Below are 17,472 nucleotides of genomic sequence, written 5' to 3'. Positions count from 1 at the left end.
GCCGATCCGCTACCCGTTCACCTGGGAGTCCCTCGTCGTGATCGTTCTGTGACCGTGTGTGAGCCTGAGCCGCTCCACCCAGCCCGATATCGCGGCCGCGATCAACTCGGGCTGGTCCTCCGGTGTGTGATGGCCGGCGACGGCGTCCGAGTGCTCGATCTCCAGGGCGGAGATGTTCGCCGCGCACCAGGCGATGGCGTCCTCGTCCATCATCGTCCCCGCTCCGGGCGCGAACGTGAGCAGCAGCTTGGGTACCTCCGGGCTGGCCGCCAGCCACCGGTCGTAGGCCTCGATCCTGGTCACGACGTCGGCGGGCTCGCCGCCCAGCGGCATCGAGCGCGCCCAGCGCAGGAGGGGGCGGCGGCTCTCGCGGGTGGGGTACGGCTTGCGGTGGACGGCGAGGTCGGCCGGGGTGAGGGGGGTGGCGGAGGCGGCGGGGAGTGCCTGCTCGATGAAGGCGTTCTCGTCGAGGATCATGGCCTCGCCGACCCCCTCCGTCTTGATCGCGCGGAACAACTCGCGCCCCTCTTCGGGGAATTCGGCCCAGCTCATCGGCTTGACGATGGTCTCGGTGAACGCGATGCCCCGCACCCGGTCCGGATGGCGCGCGGCCCGGTCGAAGGCCAGGGCGCCACCCCAGTCGTGTCCGACCAGCACCACGTCCCGCAGCCCGAGCGCCTCGAACCAGGCGTCCAGGTACCGGGCATGGTCGGCGAAGGAGTACGCGATCTCCGGCTTGCCCGAGTCGCCCATGCCGATGAGGTCGGGTGCCAGCAGCCGTCCGGAAGCGACACCCGGCATGACGTTCCGCCACAGGTGGGACGAGGTCGGGTTGCCGTGCAGGAACACGATCGGCACCCCGCTGCCCAACTCCCGGTAGGACATGGTCGAGTCGAGGGCGCGGATGGAGTGGGTTGTGGTCACCGGAACGCCACCACGTTCCGCTCGGCCCATCCCGCGAAGGTGCCCGGCGCCCGCCCCAGCACCCGCTCGACGTCGGGACTCACGCGCCGCTCCTCCTCGGTCGGTTCGCCGAGCAGCGCCAACGTGCCCTCGACCACGGGCAGCGGCATGAACCGTGCCATCAACTCGTAGGCCTCCGCGCGGGTTTGCTCCGCGAAGGTCACCGGCTCACCGAGCGCGGTCGCTATCGCCGCCGCCCGCGCGCGGGGTGTCGTCGGCGCGGGGCCGGTGAGGGTGTAGGTCGCGCCTGTGTGAGCCTGGGTGAGCAGCGTGGCGGCAGCGACCGCGGCCACGTCGTCGGGGTCCACGAAGGGCAGCCCCACGTCACCGAAGGGCGCCGCCGCGGTCCGTCCCGCGCGGATCGACCCGGCCCAGGCGAACGCGTTGCTGTCGAGCCCGCCCGACCGCAGGATCGTCCAGTCGAGCCCCGACTCCCGTACGGCGGCCTCGAATCGGCGCGGATGCGCGTACGCCTCCGGACGGGTCCCGGCCCCCTGCGAGGACAGCAGTACCACCTTCCGGACACCGGCGGCCTTGGCCACGTCCAGAATGTCGTACGGCCGCTCGCCCGCCACCAGCAGGAACAGTGCCTCGGCCCCCTCGAACGCGCCCCGCAGACCGTGCGGTTCGCCCAGGTCGGCGGCCACCGTGCGCACCCCGGGCGGCACTTGGGCCTCGCCGATGTGCCGGGCCACGGCCGTCACCGGCACGCCCTCCTTGTCGAGCAGCCGCACCAGCGCCCGCCCCACGTTCCCGGTCGCACCTGTCACCGCGATCATCTCGCCACCCCCGTCATGTATGAGTTAGTTGGCTGACTAACTCCATCGAGAAGACGCTAACACGACCGACCCGCAGTTTGTCTATAGTTAGTCAGGTGACTGACTCAAAAGATTCCCGGCCCGCCCCGCGCGGCAAGCGGGAGCGTCTGACCACCGCCACCGCCCGGGTCCTGCACGAGCAGGGCGTGGAGCGCACGACCATCGCCGACATCGCCCGTGCCGCCGACGTCCCGACGGGCAACGTCTACTACTACTTCAAGACCAAGGACGAGCTGATCGAGGCGGCCCTCTCCGAGCACACCGGCAACCTGGAGACCCTGACCGCGCACCTCGACCAGCTTCCCGACCCGCGCGAACGCCTCAAGGCCCTCATCGGCGGCTGGGTCGAGCAGAAGGACATGGCGGCACGCCACGGCTGCCCCATGGGCACGCTCGCCGTAGAGCTGGACAAGCGCTACGAGGACGGCCTCGATCTCGCCGCGGGCCAGGTCATACGGCGGTTGGTGGACTGGGTGGCGGAGCAGTACCGGCAGCTCGGCGCGGTCGACCCCGAGGGCCGTGCGCTGACCCTGATCGGCGCCTATCAGGGCATGTCGTTGCTCTCCAACGCCCTGCGCGACCCGGAGATCATGACCCGCGAAGGGGCCCGGCTCATAAGGGAGTTGGACGCCCTGGACGTGGTGTGAGGAACGCCTACCGCTGACCCCGGATGCGCTCCGCGACCTCGCTGTTCTCGGTCTCCCACCAGGGGCGTACGAGATCGGGCCCTTCAGTGGAAGTCCCCGTTCTGGTCTCTGCGGGCGTCGCCCGGACCACTTCCAGTTCCGCATCCAGCCGCCGGTCCAGCGCGACCGTCTCGGCGCGTTCCGTGCGGGCCCACTGGACGAGGATCGCGAGGAGGAAGGGGAGGGCGACGAGTTCGGCGATGCTGACCATCGCGCCGCCGCCGAGCTGCTGGTCGTGCTGGACGTCGGGGGCCCAGGACGGGGAGTGGCTGAGGTACCAGGCGCCGGCGATCAGCGTGCCGTGGGTCATGACCACGATCCCCGGGATCGCGTCGATGATCCCGTCGACGAACACCAGCCCCGCCCGCACCGGATGCGTGCACCAGGCGGGCAGCGCCTCTTCGCGGGTGAGTACGGGGAGGACGAACAGGCTCCCGGCGAGCAGCAGTTGGAGATACATCAGCTGGTGCAGCCAGTTGTCGGCCAGCGCGGTCTCGAAGTACGGCGTGAAGTAGATCGTCAGCTCGGTCGCGAGCACCAGGGCCGTGCTGACCAGGGGGAAGGTGAGGAGTCGGACCAGGCGACCCGTCAGGGCCCCCTGCGCGCGAGCCGCCGCGCGTTCGGGCAGGGCGCGCAGGGCCAGTCGTAGCGGATCGCCGAGGGCCAGGCCGAGCGGGGCGATCAGGTCGAGGAGGACGTTCTGGACGGCGGCGGGCCAGAACAGCACGCGGTCGTACACGGCGAGCGCCGACATCGTGGCGACCACGATCGTGCCGAGGCCGAGCAGCGCGAACGCGGCGGTCCGCGCCACCGGCCAGGCCTCGCCCCGGCGCCGCAGGCGCAGGACGCCCCAGCCGTACAGGCCGCCGAGGAGTACGACGACCAGCAGCGCGGGGACGTCCGCCTGCCACGAGGAGAACAGCCGTCCGTCGGTGAGCTGCGGCGGGGTCTCCATCGCGATCTACCTCCACGGGCGGGCGGGCGGTTCCGCCGGTTCTGTCGGATCTGCCGCAGCACTCTATGCCGCCGAGTGCCGCGGCGAGGACCCGCCCCCGTGCGTCCGTCCCCTTACCGCGACTGCCGCATGATCCAGTCCCGGATGCCGGGGATCGTGTACGCGATCTGCCAGGTGCCCATGTGCGCGCTGGTGGTCGAGCCGGTCGGTACGGTCGTGCCGGTCTTGAACGCGGCGAAGTTCACCGGGGTCCGCTGGGCCTTCATGCCGCGGACGTCCGCCGCGAACTCGGCGGCGGTGGACTGGCCGTCCCACAGCGCGGTACTGACCTTCGTGCCCTGTTCCTGGATGACCTCGGTGATGGCCTGCTCGCCCGGGTACGCCTTGGTGTCGTCGGCCGAGACGAGGATCCAGAGGTTCTTCTGCGCGAGCGGCACCGCCTGCGCCTCCGGCCACTGCCCGGCCACGATGAACGCCGCCGCGAAGAGGTCGGGGTACCTGATGTTCAGGCCGAGGGACATCATCGCGCCCATCGACTGACCGGTCGTGTAAAGGCGGTCGGGGTCGATGCTGTACTGCCGCGTGACGGACTCGACGAGGTTCGCGGTGGCGTCGAAGAGGGTCGACGGCTCGTAGTTGTCGTCGATCACGACCGCGCCGTACTCGGGGGCCAGTACGAAGGCCTCGTGTCGGGCCTGGTCCTCCGGGCTCGCCCAGCACACCGCGCCCAGGCCCTGCACGAGCGGCCCCTCGGTCGCCACGTTGACCACGCTCGCGTCGTGCATGAACAGCACCAGCGGGTAGCTCTTGCGCGGGTTGTAGTGCTGGGGGACGAACAGGTTGTACTTCAGGGTCTGGCCGGTCGCGGGGTCGGCGAAGGTGAACTGCTGGAAGTCGTCCACGATCAGGTTCTTCACCGCGTCGGTCGTCAGCCCCGTAGTACTCGCGGCGTACTGCCTGCCGCGCGTGGTGGTGACCGTGCCGGCCTGGGTGAGCGTGGCCTTCGCGGCGACGATCGTCCCGCCGGGGGTGGTGTCGCCGACCTGCGGGCCACCCGCGCCGACCCCGCCGCCGGAGTCACCGGTCCCGCCGGTCCCGCCGCCGGTGGGCGGGGTGCCGGAACCCTGCCCCGTCACCCACAGGGCCGCCGCCGTGTCGTCCGGCGACAGCTCCACGATGACGTAACGGCCGTTCCGCGACCGCTCCGTGAGGTCGGCGGAGCGGTTCGTGTAGACCTTCGTGACCGTGCGGTCGGTGACGGTGAACGTCGAGGCCGACAGCGTCCGGCCGTCGATGTCCCGGTCGTACTCGACGGCCACGGCGACGAGCTTCTGCCCGGCGCCGAACACCTGGGTGATGGCGGTGAGGCCCTTCACATGGTCCCCGCCGGAATCCGCCGAACCCGTCCCGCCGGCCTCGCTCGTCTCGCTCGCCGAGCTGGGGGTCGCACTGCCGAACACCGCCAGGGCCCCGGCCGTCGCGGTCGCGGTACCGGCCATGAACCTACGCCTGTCCATGAAGGTGAGCTCCTTCGATCGAGGTTTGTCAGGGCTGCCGAGCGCCACTGTCCTGCCTCGATCTGTGAAGCGAAAGGAGAAAGGAGACCCCTTTTCACAGGTTACGCAGAAGTTTCCTGGTGGTGTTGGTTATTCGCGTCGTGCAATCTTAGATAACGCGGCGCATTGGGTCTGAATTGTTGACCTTTATTCCCCTTCTTGCCGTCACCCGATTTAACGCTGGCGGAAATTCTACGGCGAGAACGAGCCGAATTCAGAGCGAACTCAGAGGGACTGGTCCATGACCCACTCCCGGATGCCGGGAATCGTGTAGGCGACCTGCCAGGTGGCCATGTGCGCGCTGGTCGTCGACCCGGCCGGTACGACCGTGCCGGTCTTGAAGGAGGCGTAGTTGACCGGCGCTTTCTGGGCCTTCAGGCTCCGCACGTCGGCGGCGAACCGGGCCGCGGTCGACCGGCCGTTCCAGACCGCGGTGCCTACGGCCGTCCCCTGCTCCTTGACGACCTTGGTGATGGCGTTCTCGCCGGAGTAGGACTTGTCGTCGTCCTGGGAGACGACGATCCAGAGTTTCTTTTTCGCCAACGGCTTCGCCTGGTCCGCCGGCCACTGCCCGGCGACGACGAACGACGCCCCGAACAGGTCCGGGTACTTGATGTTCAGGCCCAGCGTCATCATCGCGCCCATCGACTGACCGGTGGCGTAGAGCCGTTTCTCGTCGAGGTTGTACTTCTTGGTGAGTTCCTGGACGAGATGGGCGGTGGCGTCGAAGAGCGGCGACGGTCTGTAGGTGTCGTCGATCACGACGGAGTCGTACTCGGGGGCCAGTACGAAGGCCTCGTGCCGGGCCTGGTCCTCGGGGCTCGCCCAGCACACCGCGCCGAGGCCCTGGACGAGGGGGCCTTCCGTGGCCACGTTCACCACGCTCGCGTCGTGCATGAACAGGACCAGCGGGTAGCTCTTGTGGTGGTCGCGGTCGTAGCCCTTGGGGATGAAGAGGTTGTACTTGAGGGTCTTTCGGGTCGCCGGGTCGGTGAACGTGAACTGCCGGAAGTCGTCCACGATCAGGTTCTTCACCGCGTCGGTCGTCAGCCCCGTAGTACTCGCGGGGTAGCGCGTGCCGCCGGTGGTGGTGACGGTGCCGGTCTGGGTGAGCGTGGCTTTCGCGGCGACGATGGTTCCGCCAGGGGTGCTGTCGCCGACCTTCGGGCCGCCGCCACCGGGTGCCTGACCTGAGCCGGACGACGAGGACGCCGTAGGAGACGAAGACGCCTTCGGGGATGTGCTGGGTGAGGAGCTCGACGCGTTTCCGGAACCCTGCTGGGTCACCCACAGGGCCGCCGCCCTGTCGTCCGGCGACATCTCGACGATGACGTAGCGGCCGTTCCTGCCCTGCGCGGCGAGGCTGGGCTCGCGGTTCGCGTACACCTTGGTGACGGTTCGGCCGGCCACCTTGAACGTGGACGTCGACAGGGCCGAACCGGTGATGTCGGTGTCGTACTCGACCGCCACGGCGATGAGCTTCTGGCCGTCGCCGTAGACCTGGGTGATCGCGGTGGCGCCGCGGACATGGCCGGTGGCCGACGACGTCTCGCTCACGGCCTCACCTTCGGCCTCCTTCGCCGTGCACGCGGCCGTCGTGCCGAGCACGGCCAGGGCGCCGACGGCACCGGATCCCACGATGAACCTGCGCCGGTCGACCACGACGGACTCCTTCTGCGGTGCCTGTATTGCCTGTGTTGCCCCTCTTTCCTCGCCCACCTCACCCTGGTCCCGGGCGACTCGCAACGGGAGTCGTCGACAGCAATCGATATATCGTGATAGGGCTGGAACGTATCGGCGATACAACAACTGGAGTGACGATGCCCGCGCAGAATTCCCCCAGCCCCTTGCAGGACCCCACGGTCACAGCCGTCCTGGACCGGCTCCAGGCCGAACGCCGGCGCCCCGCCAACGGCGGCCCGCGCGGCGGCGCGGACACCCGCGATCCGCACGCGTACGCCGACATCGGCTTCTCGATCCACGCCGATCAGGGCGATCTCATCTATCTGCTCTGCCGGGCGATCGCCGCGACGAGGGTCGTCGAGTTCGCCACGTCCGTCGGCGTGTCCACGATCTACTTCGCCGCCGCCGTGCGCGACAACGGCGGCGGCACGGTGATCGGCTCCGAGATCGTGCCGGAGAAGGCGGCCACCGCCCAACGCAACCTGGCCGAGGCCGAGTTGGACAAGTACGTCGACCTGCGCGTCGGCGACGCCCGGGAGACGCTGCGCGATCTCGGCGGCCCCGTCGACTTCGCGCTCATCGACGGCTGGCCGATCAGCGACGGCGGACCGACGCTGGCCCGCCAGGTGATGGAGCTCATCGCGCCCCAACTCCGCACCGGCGCCTTCGTGATGAACGACAACGCCGAACCCGACTACCTCGACTACATCCGCGACCCCGCCAACGGCTTCCGCTCCGTGACCCTCCCACTGAAGGGCTCAACAGAACTGTCCGTGAAGGTGGGTTGAGGATCCCGGGCGCCAACTCGCCACATCCGACGCGGTTCTACGACGGCGCCCGCAGCGCGTCCACCGGCTCCATGCGGGCGGCCCGCAGCGACGGGTAGAGCCCCGCGAGGAGTCCGACGAGGGCACCGGCGAGCGGCGCACCCAGCGCGAGCCGGAGATCCAGCACCGGCGTCCACTCCTTGAACACGGCGACGCACACCACGACCGCGATGCCCAGGGCCGCGCCCACAACTCCCCCCAGCAGCCCGATGGTTGTCGACTCCAGCAGGAACTGTCCGGCCACCTGCCGCCGTGACGCGCCCAGGGACCGCCGTAGCCCGATCTCGCCGACCCGTTCCATCACCGTCACCAGGGTCACGTTGGCGATGCCGATCGCGCCGACCACGAGGGAGACCAGGCCGAGGACGAGGAAGAGGCTGTCGGCGTCGTTCTGGACGCCGGCCCGGGCCTTGGAGAGGTCGGGCGGTGCCACGACGGCGAGCGAGTCCTGGTGGCCGGGCGCGAGCGCGATCGGCGCTTGCCGCGCGACCTGCTTCGCCGCCCCCAGCGCGGTGTCGACCAGCACGCGGGTGATGTTCCGCAGCCCGATCCGGTCGGCCGCCGTGGTGGGCGGCACCATCACGGCGGTGGACAGCCGCGCCTCGCGCCGGATCCCACCGAGGATGCCGATGACGGTGTACGACTGCCCGCGGAAGAAGACCGCCGGCGCGTCCTCCACCCTTTTGATTCCCAGGAGTTGGGCCGCCTGGTCGCCGAGTACGACGACGTGGTCGCGTCGGGCGATGTCCCCGGCGTCGTAGAACCGTCCCGCGGTCATCCGCCCGTGCACGGCCGCCGGCAGCCCCGCCGAGGCGGCGACCACGGCGAGGGTCTGGCCGGACAGATCGCCGGGCGCGGTCACGTCGTTGGCCCGCACCAGCACGCTGTCGGTCGCGTCCGAGTCGGCGAGCGCGGCCACCGACTCCACCCCCGCCAGCCGGGCCACGGCGTCGGTGCCCGACCACGGCACCAGCGGCGCGGCATCCTCCGCACCGGGCAGCGGTTCCGGCACGGTCACGGTCACCGAGGTCGCGGTGAGCGCGTCGAAACGGCCGACGATCTGGTTGCCCGCCGTGGACGCGACCCCGATGGTGATGACGAGCGTCGTGATCCCGAGAACCGTGCCGAGCGTCGTCAGCGCGGACCGCACCGGCCGCGCGAGGACCCCGGCGAGGGCCTCCGTCCACAGGTCCCGGGGATCCATCCAGGGCCGCTCGACCCGCGCGGCCGCCTCCATCTCCCTCTCCACGACGCTCACTTGACCTCCTCGGCCAGGCGCCCGTCGGTGATACGGACGCACCGCCCCGCCCGACGGCTGACCGCCTCGTCGTGGGTGATCACGACCAGGGTCATGCCCTGGGCGCACAGGTCGTCGAAGAGCTCCAGCACGGAGAGGGTGTTCTCGGTGTCCAGGTTGCCGGTCGGCTCGTCGCAGAGCAGCAGCGCCGGGTCACTGAGCAACGCCCGTGCGATGGCGACCCGTTGCCGCTCACCGCCGGACAGCCGGTCGGGCCGGAAACCCACCCGGTGCCCCAACCCCACCTGTTCCAGCGCCTGATGGGCCCGCGCGAGCCGCCCGCCCCGCCCGCGTTCGGGCCGCGGCCTGCGATATGCCTCGGCCAGCATCACGTTCTCGTCGACCGTCCGGTACGGCAGCAGGTGGAAGGACTGGAACACGAACCCGATCCGGCTTCCCCGCAGGGAGGTTCGTTCGAGGTCGCCGAGCCCGGTGGTCTCCACCCCGTCCAGCAGATACGACCCCGCCGTGGGCCGGTCCAGCAGCCCGAGCGTGTTGAGCAGCGTCGACTTCCCCGAACCCGACGGTCCGACGATGGCCAGATGCTCACCGCGGCGCACGGTCAAGTGGACGTCACGGAGGGCGTGCACGGGCGGGTCGGAGGGGAACGTCCGCTCCACACCGGTGAGTTGGATGACGGAGTCGAGCGCGGTCCCGACCGCGTAACCGGCCGAGGTGTCGATCACTCGCCCACCACCACCTTCTCGCCCGCCTTCAACGCGCCCCCGTCCGGCTTGACTTCGACGATCCCGGCGGCGGAGAGCCCGACGGTGACCTGGACGTCGGTCACGACGTCGCCGCGCTGGACCTTGACCCGGGCCCGCCCGTCGGACGAGGTGTGGATCGCGGCCATCGGCACGGTGAGCACCTTGCCGTCCGAGGCGCCGACCTTGATGGTCACCTTGACGGCGGCCTCGGCCTCACCGGCGAGCGGACCGGGGTCCGGGACGGTGATCCGCACCTGGACGGCGGCGGTGGAGTCCGTGGTGGAGCCGGCGGCGGAGTTCGTGTCGCCGGTGGTGGAGGGGGCCGTAGCAGAGGAGTCCGCATCCGACGAGGAATCGGAACCGTCCGCCACGACGTCCACCGTGCCCTGCGCCGACTTGCCGTCCGCCGTGGTGAGTCGGGCGGCCATGCCGTGACGGAGGAGCTGGGCGTCGGTGCCGGGGACGGCCGCCTGCACCACCACGTCGGAGCTGGTGACCGTACCGATCTGCGCGGACGGGGTGTCGCCCGTCTTGACGGTCACTTTGTCCAGCCGAGCGGGCAGCTTGGGCAGGAAGACGACCTCCCCGGCCGGGACCTTCGTGCCGTAGGTGGCCTTGAAGCTGCTGAGCGCGCCGTTCGCCAGGTCCAGTGCCTTCTGGGCGGACTTGACCTGGATCTCGTGGACCTGCTTGTCCGTGCTGGACTGCGGGGTGGGGCTGCTGGACGACCCGGTCTCACTCGAACTGGCCGCGCCAGTACCGCTGTTGGTGGTGAGGAGCGTCTCCTGTGCGGCGGAGACGGCCTGTTCGAGCGAGCCGAGCTGCTGCTGATCGGCGGGGCTCGGCTCCTGGGCGTCGTACCCCTCGCTCTTGTACCAGTCGGATACGGCGGTGGCGGTGCCCTGTCCGTACGTCCCGCCGGTGCCGCCGGGGTCGAACCCGAGCCGTTTCAGGGCTTTCTGAAGCTGTGTCACATCGTCGCCCGAAGTGCCGGGCCCCAGGGCGCGGTACATCGGTACGGAACCGCCGAGCGCGAACACCGGACGGCCGTTGACCGTCATCAGGACGTCGCCCTCCTCGATCTTCGTCCCGGCCACCGGTGCCTTGGTGACCCGCTGCTCGGCACCCTCGCCGTCCGCTCCGGCGGCCGCCCCGCTGCCGACAGGACCGGCCAGCGACAGGGGCCGCGGTGACGCGAACTCGACCGACCCGGTCGCCACCACGCTCGCGGTGAGCGACTGCCGTACGACCGAGACCGTCACCGGACCGGCCTTCGGCGCCTGGTGCGAGGCGGCGGCGTCCGCGGGCGACTGCACCTGCGTACCGGCGAACCATCCGCCCGCCCCGACCAGTACGACCGCCGATACGACGGCCCCAAGTCGCCTGCGCCCGCTGCCGAGTCGGCTGGTCGTGTCCTCCTGTGCGCGGCTCATCCGTTCTCCCCGTAGTAGGGCTTGGCCTTCTCCTTGGGGAAGTAGGCGGCGCGGAACTTCTTGCCGCACTCCAGGTCCTTCAGGGCGATGCCGATGTCCTTGTTGAGGAGCGGCAGCGCGGCGTCCTTGCTCAACGACATGAAGTTCTCGGGCAGTTGGCGGGAGATGTCGAGGCGGACCATGGAGACCATGCCGGTCGGCTGGGTGGTGCTGACCGAGATGCCCTGGCCGGTCAGGCAGGTCGCGAACTGCTGCGCGAGCTGGACGAGTTGGGCGTCACCGTTGAGCGCGAGGCCGTTGGCGTGGTTCTGGTCGTCGCGGGCCTTCTCCGCGTCCTTCTCGGCCGACGCGCTGAGCGCCGGCCCGTTCGCCGCGACCCGCCCCACCTCGGAGCACCCGGCGAGCTTCTCGTCCGCCTTGGTCTTGGCCGGGGGACCGGACAGCGCGACGTCGTACGCCTTCTTCTGCGCGTCGGTCAGACCGTCCTCGTCCTGGTCCTGGGGTGCGGTCCGCTTCGCCATCGCGGCCTTGCTGAACGGGACGTTGGCGTCGTTCGGGTAGACGGCACCGGCGTAGTACCCGAAGCCGTACTTCTGCCGGAACTGCTTCGCCCGCGCGTAGTCCTCCCCGTCGACCGCCGCGAACGTGTCGGCCGTGGTCGAGGACTCCACGTGCGGGGTGTAGGTGAAGCCCTGCTTCTTCATGCAGACCGCGATGGCGTTCTCCTGGATGTACGCCTTCTTCGTCGCGTCGTCCACGCCGTCCGGGACGGTGAGCTGGGTCGCACCGTTGACGGTCGTCGTGGCCGCGCTCGAGTCCGAACTCCCGTTACCGGAAGCCGACTTGCTGTCGGATCCGCCGCCGCAGGCGGCGAGGAGGGGGACCAGGCCGAGGGCCAGGGCGGACATCCGTGTTCTGGGCGTGCCGAATTTAGGCATGCTCATGCCATGCACTCCTTCAGGGTTGACCAAGGTGTGGGTACAGGGGTGTTGAACTCAGCCGGTGCTGCCCCGGCTCAGCCGCCGTTCCCCTTCGCGGTCTTCTCGGCCTTCACGGCGTCGAAGATCCGGGGATCGGTGGCGAGTTGGGTGAGCGGTCCGGTCCGCGGGGTGCTGCCGTTGCCCCGGGCGGCCGCGGCCTCGTCGAGCGAACCGGCGATCACCTGCACCGTCCATCCGCCCGCGGTCAGATAGGTGACGCCGACGGCCAGGGTTCTGTCGGCCACGTAGTAGAACAACAGGCTGCCCGACCCGTGCTCGGTCCGGGAGCACCGGGTGATCAGGCCGTTCCACGGGGAGGCGAGCACCCGGCCGTTGCTGTCCAGGCAGGCCCGGGACGGATGGGCGTACAACGGGTCCGTGGCGGTCCGACTGACGCTCACATAGAGGTCGTTCACGCCGCCGTCGGCGGTGGTCATCCTGAAGTACCGTCCGGGCCGCAGGGGTTGGCGCGGCTGCTCGGCCGAGACGGTCGTGCCGGTGCCCTTCCCGGCGGAGAGGATCGACCGCACCAGCTCCAGTGACGGGGACCAGGCCGAGGGCTGCACGGCGGGGAGCGTCGGCGCGGGTTCCGTCCGGGGCGAGAGCAGCGCGTGCCCGCCGAGGGCCACAACTCCCGCCATGACGACGGCACTTACCGTCGCCCCGACCCGCCGCCGCCGACGGATCCGCACACCGCGCGCGACGGCACCCGGCACCAGGTCGGGCATGGGCGGTTCGGCCCCGGAGCCCAGCCCGCCCAGGGCGTCCGCGAGCGCGGACTCGTACACGTGCTGGTCGACCTGGCCCGTCTGGTTCATCTGTTCCGACAGTTCCGGCCGCCCCGAACGGCCTGTCTGGTCCGTGAAGTTGTAGTTGTCACCGGCCTTTCCGTCCATGCTCACCACTCCGCCTGCAGATAGCCCGTTCCGGTCCCCGTGTTTCCCGGTCCGAAGTCCTTGCCGAGGTCCTTGCCGGCGTCGGCGAGGATGCGCCGCAGGGTGCCGAGACCCCGGGAGGTCTGGCTCTTCACCGTGCCGACGCTGCACCCGAGCGCCGCCGCCGTGGCCTCCACGCTCTGGTCCTCCCAGAACCGCAGCACCAGCACCGCCCTTCCACGGGGCGGCAGTTGCCGTAGCGCGTCGAGCAGGGTCAGCCGGAGGTCCGGATCCGAGACGGGAGCCATGACATCCTCCTCGTGCGCGCCCAGCCGCTCCCGCCAGCGCCGACGCCGGGTCTCGTCGATGAACGTCCGGTACAGCACCCGCCGCGCGTACCCGTCCGGCGACTCCAGCTGCCGTACCCGGCGCCACACCGCGTACAGCTTCGCCAGTGCCGTCTGCGTCAGGTCCTCGGCCAAGTGCCAGTCCCCGCACAGCAGATGAGCCGTACGCCGCAGATGCGCCTGCCGGCTGCGCGCGAAGTCGTCGAAGTCGAGCCCGACGTCGACGACGCCACCGGGATCAGCGGAGACGCCCTGTCCGGGGGACGTCCGGATCACAGGCCACCTCCACCCGGCACCGGCGCGGCGCACGGTGAGAAGTACTTCATGCCTGAGGAACGGGGGTACGGGCCAGGGAGGTTGTCACGTCCCGGGAAATTTCTTCGACGACAGGCACGGCGGCGACAGGGACAATGAACGACCGCGCGGAATGGGCGGTACGGGCGGGACAGCGGCTCAACAGATCAGCGGCACAACGGGCCGACAGGACAACGGGCCGACAGGACAACGGGGTGGCAGTGATGGACAGTTCGCCGAGCGGGAGACCGCGGCCGGCCGAGGTGCGCATCCGCATGGCGGTGTGGCAACGGACAACTCCCTTCCTGCCCCTGGCAGTTCTGACAACCGTGCTCCTCACCACAGCCGGGCCCGAGTTCCCCCCACCGGGCGGAGTGCCGGGCGTGGTGGCGTTCTGGGTCGCCGTGCTGGTGCTGGGCAACCTCCTCCCCGCCCGCTTCGGCATCACCCTCACCCCGTCCGCGGCCGTGGTCCACAACGTGCGCCGCCGAACCATCCCCTGGTCCGACATCCAGGCCGTCCAGCTCCGGTCGACCATGGGCATCAGGGCGCTGGTGGCAGACCCACAGGGGCCCCGGCTGGACCCCGATCCCACCCGCACCGGCCTGGTGGAACACCCCACCGACCCCGGAACGGGACCCGCTCGCACCACCCAAGTAGCCCAGCCGCAGTACGAACAAGGCGATGAGAACAGAGCGACGGCCCTGCCCCCGGCCGGGCATCATTCGTACCGTGGACGGTGTACGAGACGGTGTCATAGGCGTCTGGCGGGTCAGCCGGTCCGGGCGGCTCGGGGGGTATCTGCTGGCCGTGGGCCCGGCGTGCGGGGCGCTGTCCGCCTGGTGGGGTGTGCTTTCCCGTCCGGACAGGGAGAACGTGGACTCCGCCGGCATAGCGACCGCCTTCGCGCTGGGCCTCGCGCTCTTCGCCTGGTGGGTGCTGCTGCGCGTACGTCTGGAACTCACCACGGACGTGATCGTCATGGTGAACCCCTGGGGCACCCAACGCCTGCCCTGGTCCCGTGTCAGCGCGGTGTCCCTCGGCAACTGGGGAGCGCAGTTCCATACGACCGACGGCTTCACCTACACGGCGTACGCCCTGAGCGACCTGGCGGGCGGACATCGCCAGGACGACCGGTTCGCCGAGGTGAAACGAGTGTCCGACGACCGACTCCGCGACGGACAGTCGCCGTAGGAGACCGAGGCGCCGATGGGACGAGGTGGAGATGCGCGAACCCCGTGAACCAAGTGAACTGATCAACGTCGAGGATCCGGCCTGGCCGCTCCTCCTGGAGGAACTGTCCGACTCCGACGTACCGGTTGAGATTCTTCCCGCCGACACGGACACGGGCCGCGCCTCCCTGCGGCAACTGCGGATCTCCGCCCGATCGAACCTGGGTGGCATCGTGCTCAACTGCGGTGGTCTGCTCGTGGAGGACGGCTGGCTCCGGATCTTCGGAAGCCCGAGCCGGAGCCCGAGCCGGAGCCCGAGCCGGAGCCGGAGCCCGAGCGGCGCCGCGCCCGAAGGGCTTCCCGGCCTCGCCGAGATCAATGGGATGCCCACGAAGTTCGACCCCGCATGGCAGCCGGACGCAGGTCTCGTGGTCGCGCACGACGTACTGGGCGGGGTCTTCGCCCTCAACGGGCACAACCCACGTGCGGCCGGCCGCCCCGGCGAACCCGGCGAGATCCTCTACTTCGCCCCCGACGCCCTGGCCTGGGAAGCCCTGGGCGTCGGCCACTCGGCATGGCTGTCCTGGATCCTCTCCGGAGGACTCGACAAGTTCTACGAAAGCCTGCGTTGGAGCGGCTGGCGCGAGGAAGTCCCAGCACTGGACACCCGCCACGGACTCTCGGTCTTTCCCCCACTGTGGTCGGCCGAGGCCCGCCAGGACCTGGCGGCAACCAGCCGTCGCCCGATCTCCATGGCGGAAATCCTGGCCCTGAGCCGCGACACATGCCTCCAACTCAACGGCACCGACCCGGGTTTCCTCGGCGCCGTATGAACCGGACGGTCAGCCGCTCTCCTCCTCCGGCAACAGATGAGGCGCATAAGCCGCCACCGCGTCCAACAGCTCCCTCTTCGACGGATTCACCATCGCCCGCCCCGCCACGGTCACCGTCGGCACGGTCTCGTTCCCGTCCGCGACGGAGCGGACGAACGCCGCCGCGTCGGTGTCCTGCCAGATGTTCACCTTGGTGAACCGCAGCCGCGTGAACCGGAGTTGGGCGAGAAGCTTCATGCAGTACGGGCACATGGGCCGCCAGTAGACGACGACATCCCCGGGCTCTTCAGACACGTCTCTCCCCCTCGTCTCCGCGCTCGTCACGCTCAGCACCCGCGGTATGCAGAAGCCGGTGCAGGAAGTACGCGGACCCCGCCGGCAGCACAGGCGTATGCGGCGTGTAGACCGCCAACTTCCGTACCGTACCGGGGTCGTTCAACGGCCGTGTCACCAGTCGCCCGAAGGCCATCAGAGGCAGCACCAGCCGAGGTACGGCACTGACACCGAGCCCCGCCGGCTGGAGGAGCGCATGGAAGCCGTACTCGAACCCTGCGCCCGCCAGGGCACCCGCGTCATCACCAACATGGGCGCGGCCAACCCGACGGCCGCCGCCCGGGTCGTCGCCGAGGTGGCCCACCGCCTGGGCCTCGACGGCCTGCGCGTCGCGACGGTCACCGGCGACGACGTACTCCACCTGGTCGAGGGAACCCAACTCCCCCTCCTGGACGGCCCGTACGGGGCGGCGACGGCGAACGACCTCGGAGAAACGGTCGTATCGGCGAACGCCTACCGCGGCGCGACCCCCATCACCGAGGCCCTCGCCCAGGGCGCCGACGTGGTCGTCACCGGCCGGGTCGCGGACCCGTCGCTCTTCCTCGCCCCGCTGATGCACGAGTTCGGCTGGCCCCCGACCGACTGGCCCCTCCTGGCCCGCGGCACCGCCGTGGGCCACCTCCTGGAATGCGCAGGCCAACTCACCGGCGGCTACTACGCCGACCCCGGCACCAAGGACGTCCCCGACCTCGCCCGCCTCGGCTTCCCGCTGGCGGAGGTGGCCGAGGACGGGTCGTTCACCGTCACCAAAGTCCCGGGTTCGGGCGGCCAGTTGACGCCGGCCACAGTCACCGAGCAACTGCTCTACGAGATCCACGACCCCGCCGCCTACCTCACCCCCGACGTCACCGCCGACTTCTCCCACGCCCACCTCACCCACCTCGCGGAGGACCGGGTCGCGGTCACCGGCATCACCGGCCGCGAACCCCCCACGACGCTCAAGACGTCGGTCGGCTACCGCGACGGCTTCGTCGCCACCGGCGAGATCTCCTACGCCGGCCCGGGCGCCGTGACCCGGGCCCGGGAGGCGGCACGGATCGTGGAACAACGCCTGAGGACAGCCGAGTTGACGGTCACGGAGGCGCGCTACGACCTGATCGGCGTCGACGCGGTACACAGAGGAACCGGCGCCAACTCCGCAACTGCCGTAGAACCGGCTGAGGTTCGCCTGCGCGTGGCCACCCGCACCGCAACTCACCTTCAGGCACGCCGGGTTGGCAGAGAGGTCGCGTCCCTGTGGCTGAACGGCCCCTACGGAGGCGCGGGCGTCACCCGCGAGACCCGCGAGAACATCGCCATCACCTCGGTCCTGCTGCCCCGCGAACTGGTCATGGCCGGCACGGCAGTTCACCTGACGACGGCAGGAGGACCGAAGCCGTGAAACTCCACGAACTGGCCCACGCCCGCTCCGGCGACAAGGGCTCCACGGCGGACATCTCGGTCATCGCCTACCATCCCGCGCACTACCCTCACCTCCGCACACACCTCACCCCCGACCGCATCCGCGCACACTTCCCCGACCTCCCCCCGGGCCCGATCGACCGCTACGAGATCCCGTCCCTCCATGCCCTCAAGTTCGTCCTCCACGGCGTTCTCGACGGCGGCGTCACCCGTTCCCTCCGCCTGGACGCCCACGGAAAGAGCCTCGCGGCCTGCCTGTTGGAGATGGACGTACCGGCCCCCTTCCCGGCCCTCTTTTCGAAGGACTGACCC

General features: G+C 70.2%; 18 protein-coding genes. 6 read left to right on the top strand and 12 right to left on the bottom strand.

Going from position 1 to position 17,472, the window contains the following annotated elements:
* Positions 1 to 9: 9 nt before the first annotated feature.
* Both R2B38_RS19150 and R2B38_RS19145 read right to left on the bottom strand, forming a co-directional pair.
* Positions 10 to 954, bottom strand: coding sequence for a haloalkane dehalogenase (locus R2B38_RS19150; protein ID WP_411978472.1), 945 nt, complete (start codon positions 952 to 954; stop codon positions 10 to 12).
* On the bottom strand, positions 921 to 1,742 hold the full coding sequence (locus R2B38_RS19145) for an SDR family oxidoreductase (RefSeq protein ID WP_318017324.1): 822 nt from the start codon (positions 1,740 to 1,742) through the stop codon (positions 921 to 923). Before R2B38_RS19145 ends, R2B38_RS19150 begins: the two co-directional genes overlap by 34 nt.
* 95 nt (positions 1,743 to 1,837) lie before the next feature.
* On the opposite strand from R2B38_RS19145, the gene R2B38_RS19140 reads away from it, so the two are divergent.
* Complete coding sequence (locus R2B38_RS19140; RefSeq protein ID WP_318017323.1) at positions 1,838 to 2,428, top strand: TetR/AcrR family transcriptional regulator; 591 nt, start codon at positions 1,838 to 1,840, stop codon at positions 2,426 to 2,428.
* A 7-nt stretch (positions 2,429 to 2,435) separates the two neighbouring features.
* Here the strand turns inward: R2B38_RS19140 and R2B38_RS19135 are convergent, their stop codons facing one another.
* From R2B38_RS19135 to R2B38_RS19125, 3 genes are all read right to left on the bottom strand, one after another.
* Positions 2,436 to 3,422 (bottom strand): cytochrome c oxidase assembly protein, encoded by a 987-nt coding sequence (locus tag R2B38_RS19135; RefSeq protein WP_318017322.1) that lies wholly within the window; start codon positions 3,420 to 3,422, stop codon positions 2,436 to 2,438.
* Between the two features lie 113 nt (positions 3,423 to 3,535).
* Positions 3,536 to 4,939, bottom strand: a complete 1,404-nt coding sequence (locus R2B38_RS19130) for an alpha/beta hydrolase-fold protein (protein ID WP_318017321.1) — start codon at positions 4,937 to 4,939, stop codon at positions 3,536 to 3,538.
* Between the two features lie 264 nt (positions 4,940 to 5,203).
* Positions 5,204 to 6,640 (bottom strand): twin-arginine translocation signal domain-containing protein, encoded by a 1,437-nt coding sequence (locus R2B38_RS19125; protein WP_318017320.1) that lies wholly within the window; start codon positions 6,638 to 6,640, stop codon positions 5,204 to 5,206.
* 158 nt (positions 6,641 to 6,798) lie between these two features.
* Here R2B38_RS19125 and R2B38_RS19120 point away from each other — a divergent pair, with 158 nt between their 5' ends.
* A complete protein-coding gene (locus R2B38_RS19120; protein ID WP_033285584.1) occupies positions 6,799 to 7,449 on the top strand; it encodes an O-methyltransferase in 651 nt (216 codons plus the stop codon).
* Between the two features lie 37 nt (positions 7,450 to 7,486).
* Here R2B38_RS19120 and R2B38_RS19115 read toward each other — a convergent pair whose 3' ends face one another.
* From R2B38_RS19115 to R2B38_RS19090, 6 genes are all read right to left on the bottom strand, one after another.
* Positions 7,487 to 8,746, bottom strand: coding sequence for an ABC transporter permease (locus R2B38_RS19115; protein WP_318017319.1), 1,260 nt, complete (start codon positions 8,744 to 8,746; stop codon positions 7,487 to 7,489).
* The gene (locus R2B38_RS19110) at positions 8,743 to 9,471 is read right to left on the bottom strand and encodes an ABC transporter ATP-binding protein (protein ID WP_318017318.1); all 729 of its coding nucleotides are present in this window, start codon (positions 9,469 to 9,471) and stop codon (positions 8,743 to 8,745) included. The genes R2B38_RS19115 and R2B38_RS19110 overlap by 4 nt, the downstream gene beginning before the upstream one ends.
* Positions 9,468 to 10,925, bottom strand: a complete 1,458-nt coding sequence (locus R2B38_RS19105; protein ID WP_318017317.1) for a peptidoglycan-binding protein — start codon at positions 10,923 to 10,925, stop codon at positions 9,468 to 9,470. Before R2B38_RS19105 ends, R2B38_RS19110 begins: the two co-directional genes overlap by 4 nt.
* Positions 10,922 to 11,869 (bottom strand): hypothetical protein, encoded by a 948-nt coding sequence (locus R2B38_RS19100; RefSeq protein ID WP_318017316.1) that lies wholly within the window; start codon positions 11,867 to 11,869, stop codon positions 10,922 to 10,924. The genes R2B38_RS19105 and R2B38_RS19100 overlap by 4 nt, the downstream gene beginning before the upstream one ends.
* Positions 11,870 to 11,940: 71 nt before the next feature.
* Entirely contained in the window at positions 11,941 to 12,801 is an 861-nt protein-coding gene (locus R2B38_RS19095) for a hypothetical protein (protein ID WP_318017315.1), read from the bottom strand.
* A gap of 2 nt (positions 12,802 to 12,803) precedes the next feature.
* Complete coding sequence (locus R2B38_RS19090; protein WP_318017314.1) at positions 12,804 to 13,403, bottom strand: SigE family RNA polymerase sigma factor; 600 nt, start codon at positions 13,401 to 13,403, stop codon at positions 12,804 to 12,806.
* A gap of 750 nt (positions 13,404 to 14,153) precedes the next feature.
* On the opposite strand from R2B38_RS19090, the gene R2B38_RS19085 reads away from it, so the two are divergent.
* Positions 14,154 to 14,615 carry a hypothetical protein gene (locus tag R2B38_RS19085; protein ID WP_318017313.1) on the top strand — a complete coding sequence of 154 codons (462 nt, stop codon included), beginning with the start codon at positions 14,154 to 14,156 and terminating at the stop codon, positions 14,613 to 14,615.
* Positions 14,616 to 14,646: 31 nt separating this feature from the next.
* Positions 14,647 to 15,426, top strand: coding sequence for a DUF2625 family protein (locus R2B38_RS19080; RefSeq protein WP_318017312.1), 780 nt, complete (start codon positions 14,647 to 14,649; stop codon positions 15,424 to 15,426).
* Between the two features lie 9 nt (positions 15,427 to 15,435).
* Here R2B38_RS19080 and R2B38_RS19075 read toward each other — a convergent pair whose 3' ends face one another.
* A complete protein-coding gene (locus R2B38_RS19075; RefSeq protein WP_318017311.1) occupies positions 15,436 to 15,720 on the bottom strand; it encodes a glutaredoxin domain-containing protein in 285 nt (94 codons plus the stop codon).
* A 46-nt stretch (positions 15,721 to 15,766) separates the two neighbouring features.
* On the opposite strand from R2B38_RS19075, the gene R2B38_RS19070 reads away from it, so the two are divergent.
* Positions 15,767 to 17,140: an acyclic terpene utilization AtuA family protein gene (locus tag R2B38_RS19070; RefSeq protein WP_411978471.1), complete on the top strand. Its 1,374-nt coding sequence runs from the start codon at positions 15,767 to 15,769 to the stop codon at positions 17,138 to 17,140.
* Positions 17,137 to 17,469 carry a hypothetical protein gene (locus R2B38_RS19065; protein WP_318017309.1) on the top strand — a complete coding sequence of 111 codons (333 nt, stop codon included), beginning with the start codon at positions 17,137 to 17,139 and terminating at the stop codon, positions 17,467 to 17,469. The genes R2B38_RS19070 and R2B38_RS19065 overlap by 4 nt, the downstream gene beginning before the upstream one ends.
* Positions 17,470 to 17,472: the final 3 nt, after the last annotated feature.

Source organism: Streptomyces sp. N50, from assembly GCF_033335955.1.
Taxonomy (GTDB): Bacteria; Actinomycetota; Actinomycetes; order Streptomycetales; family Streptomycetaceae; genus Streptomyces.
This window is presented reverse-complemented; position numbering and strand designations above follow the sequence as displayed.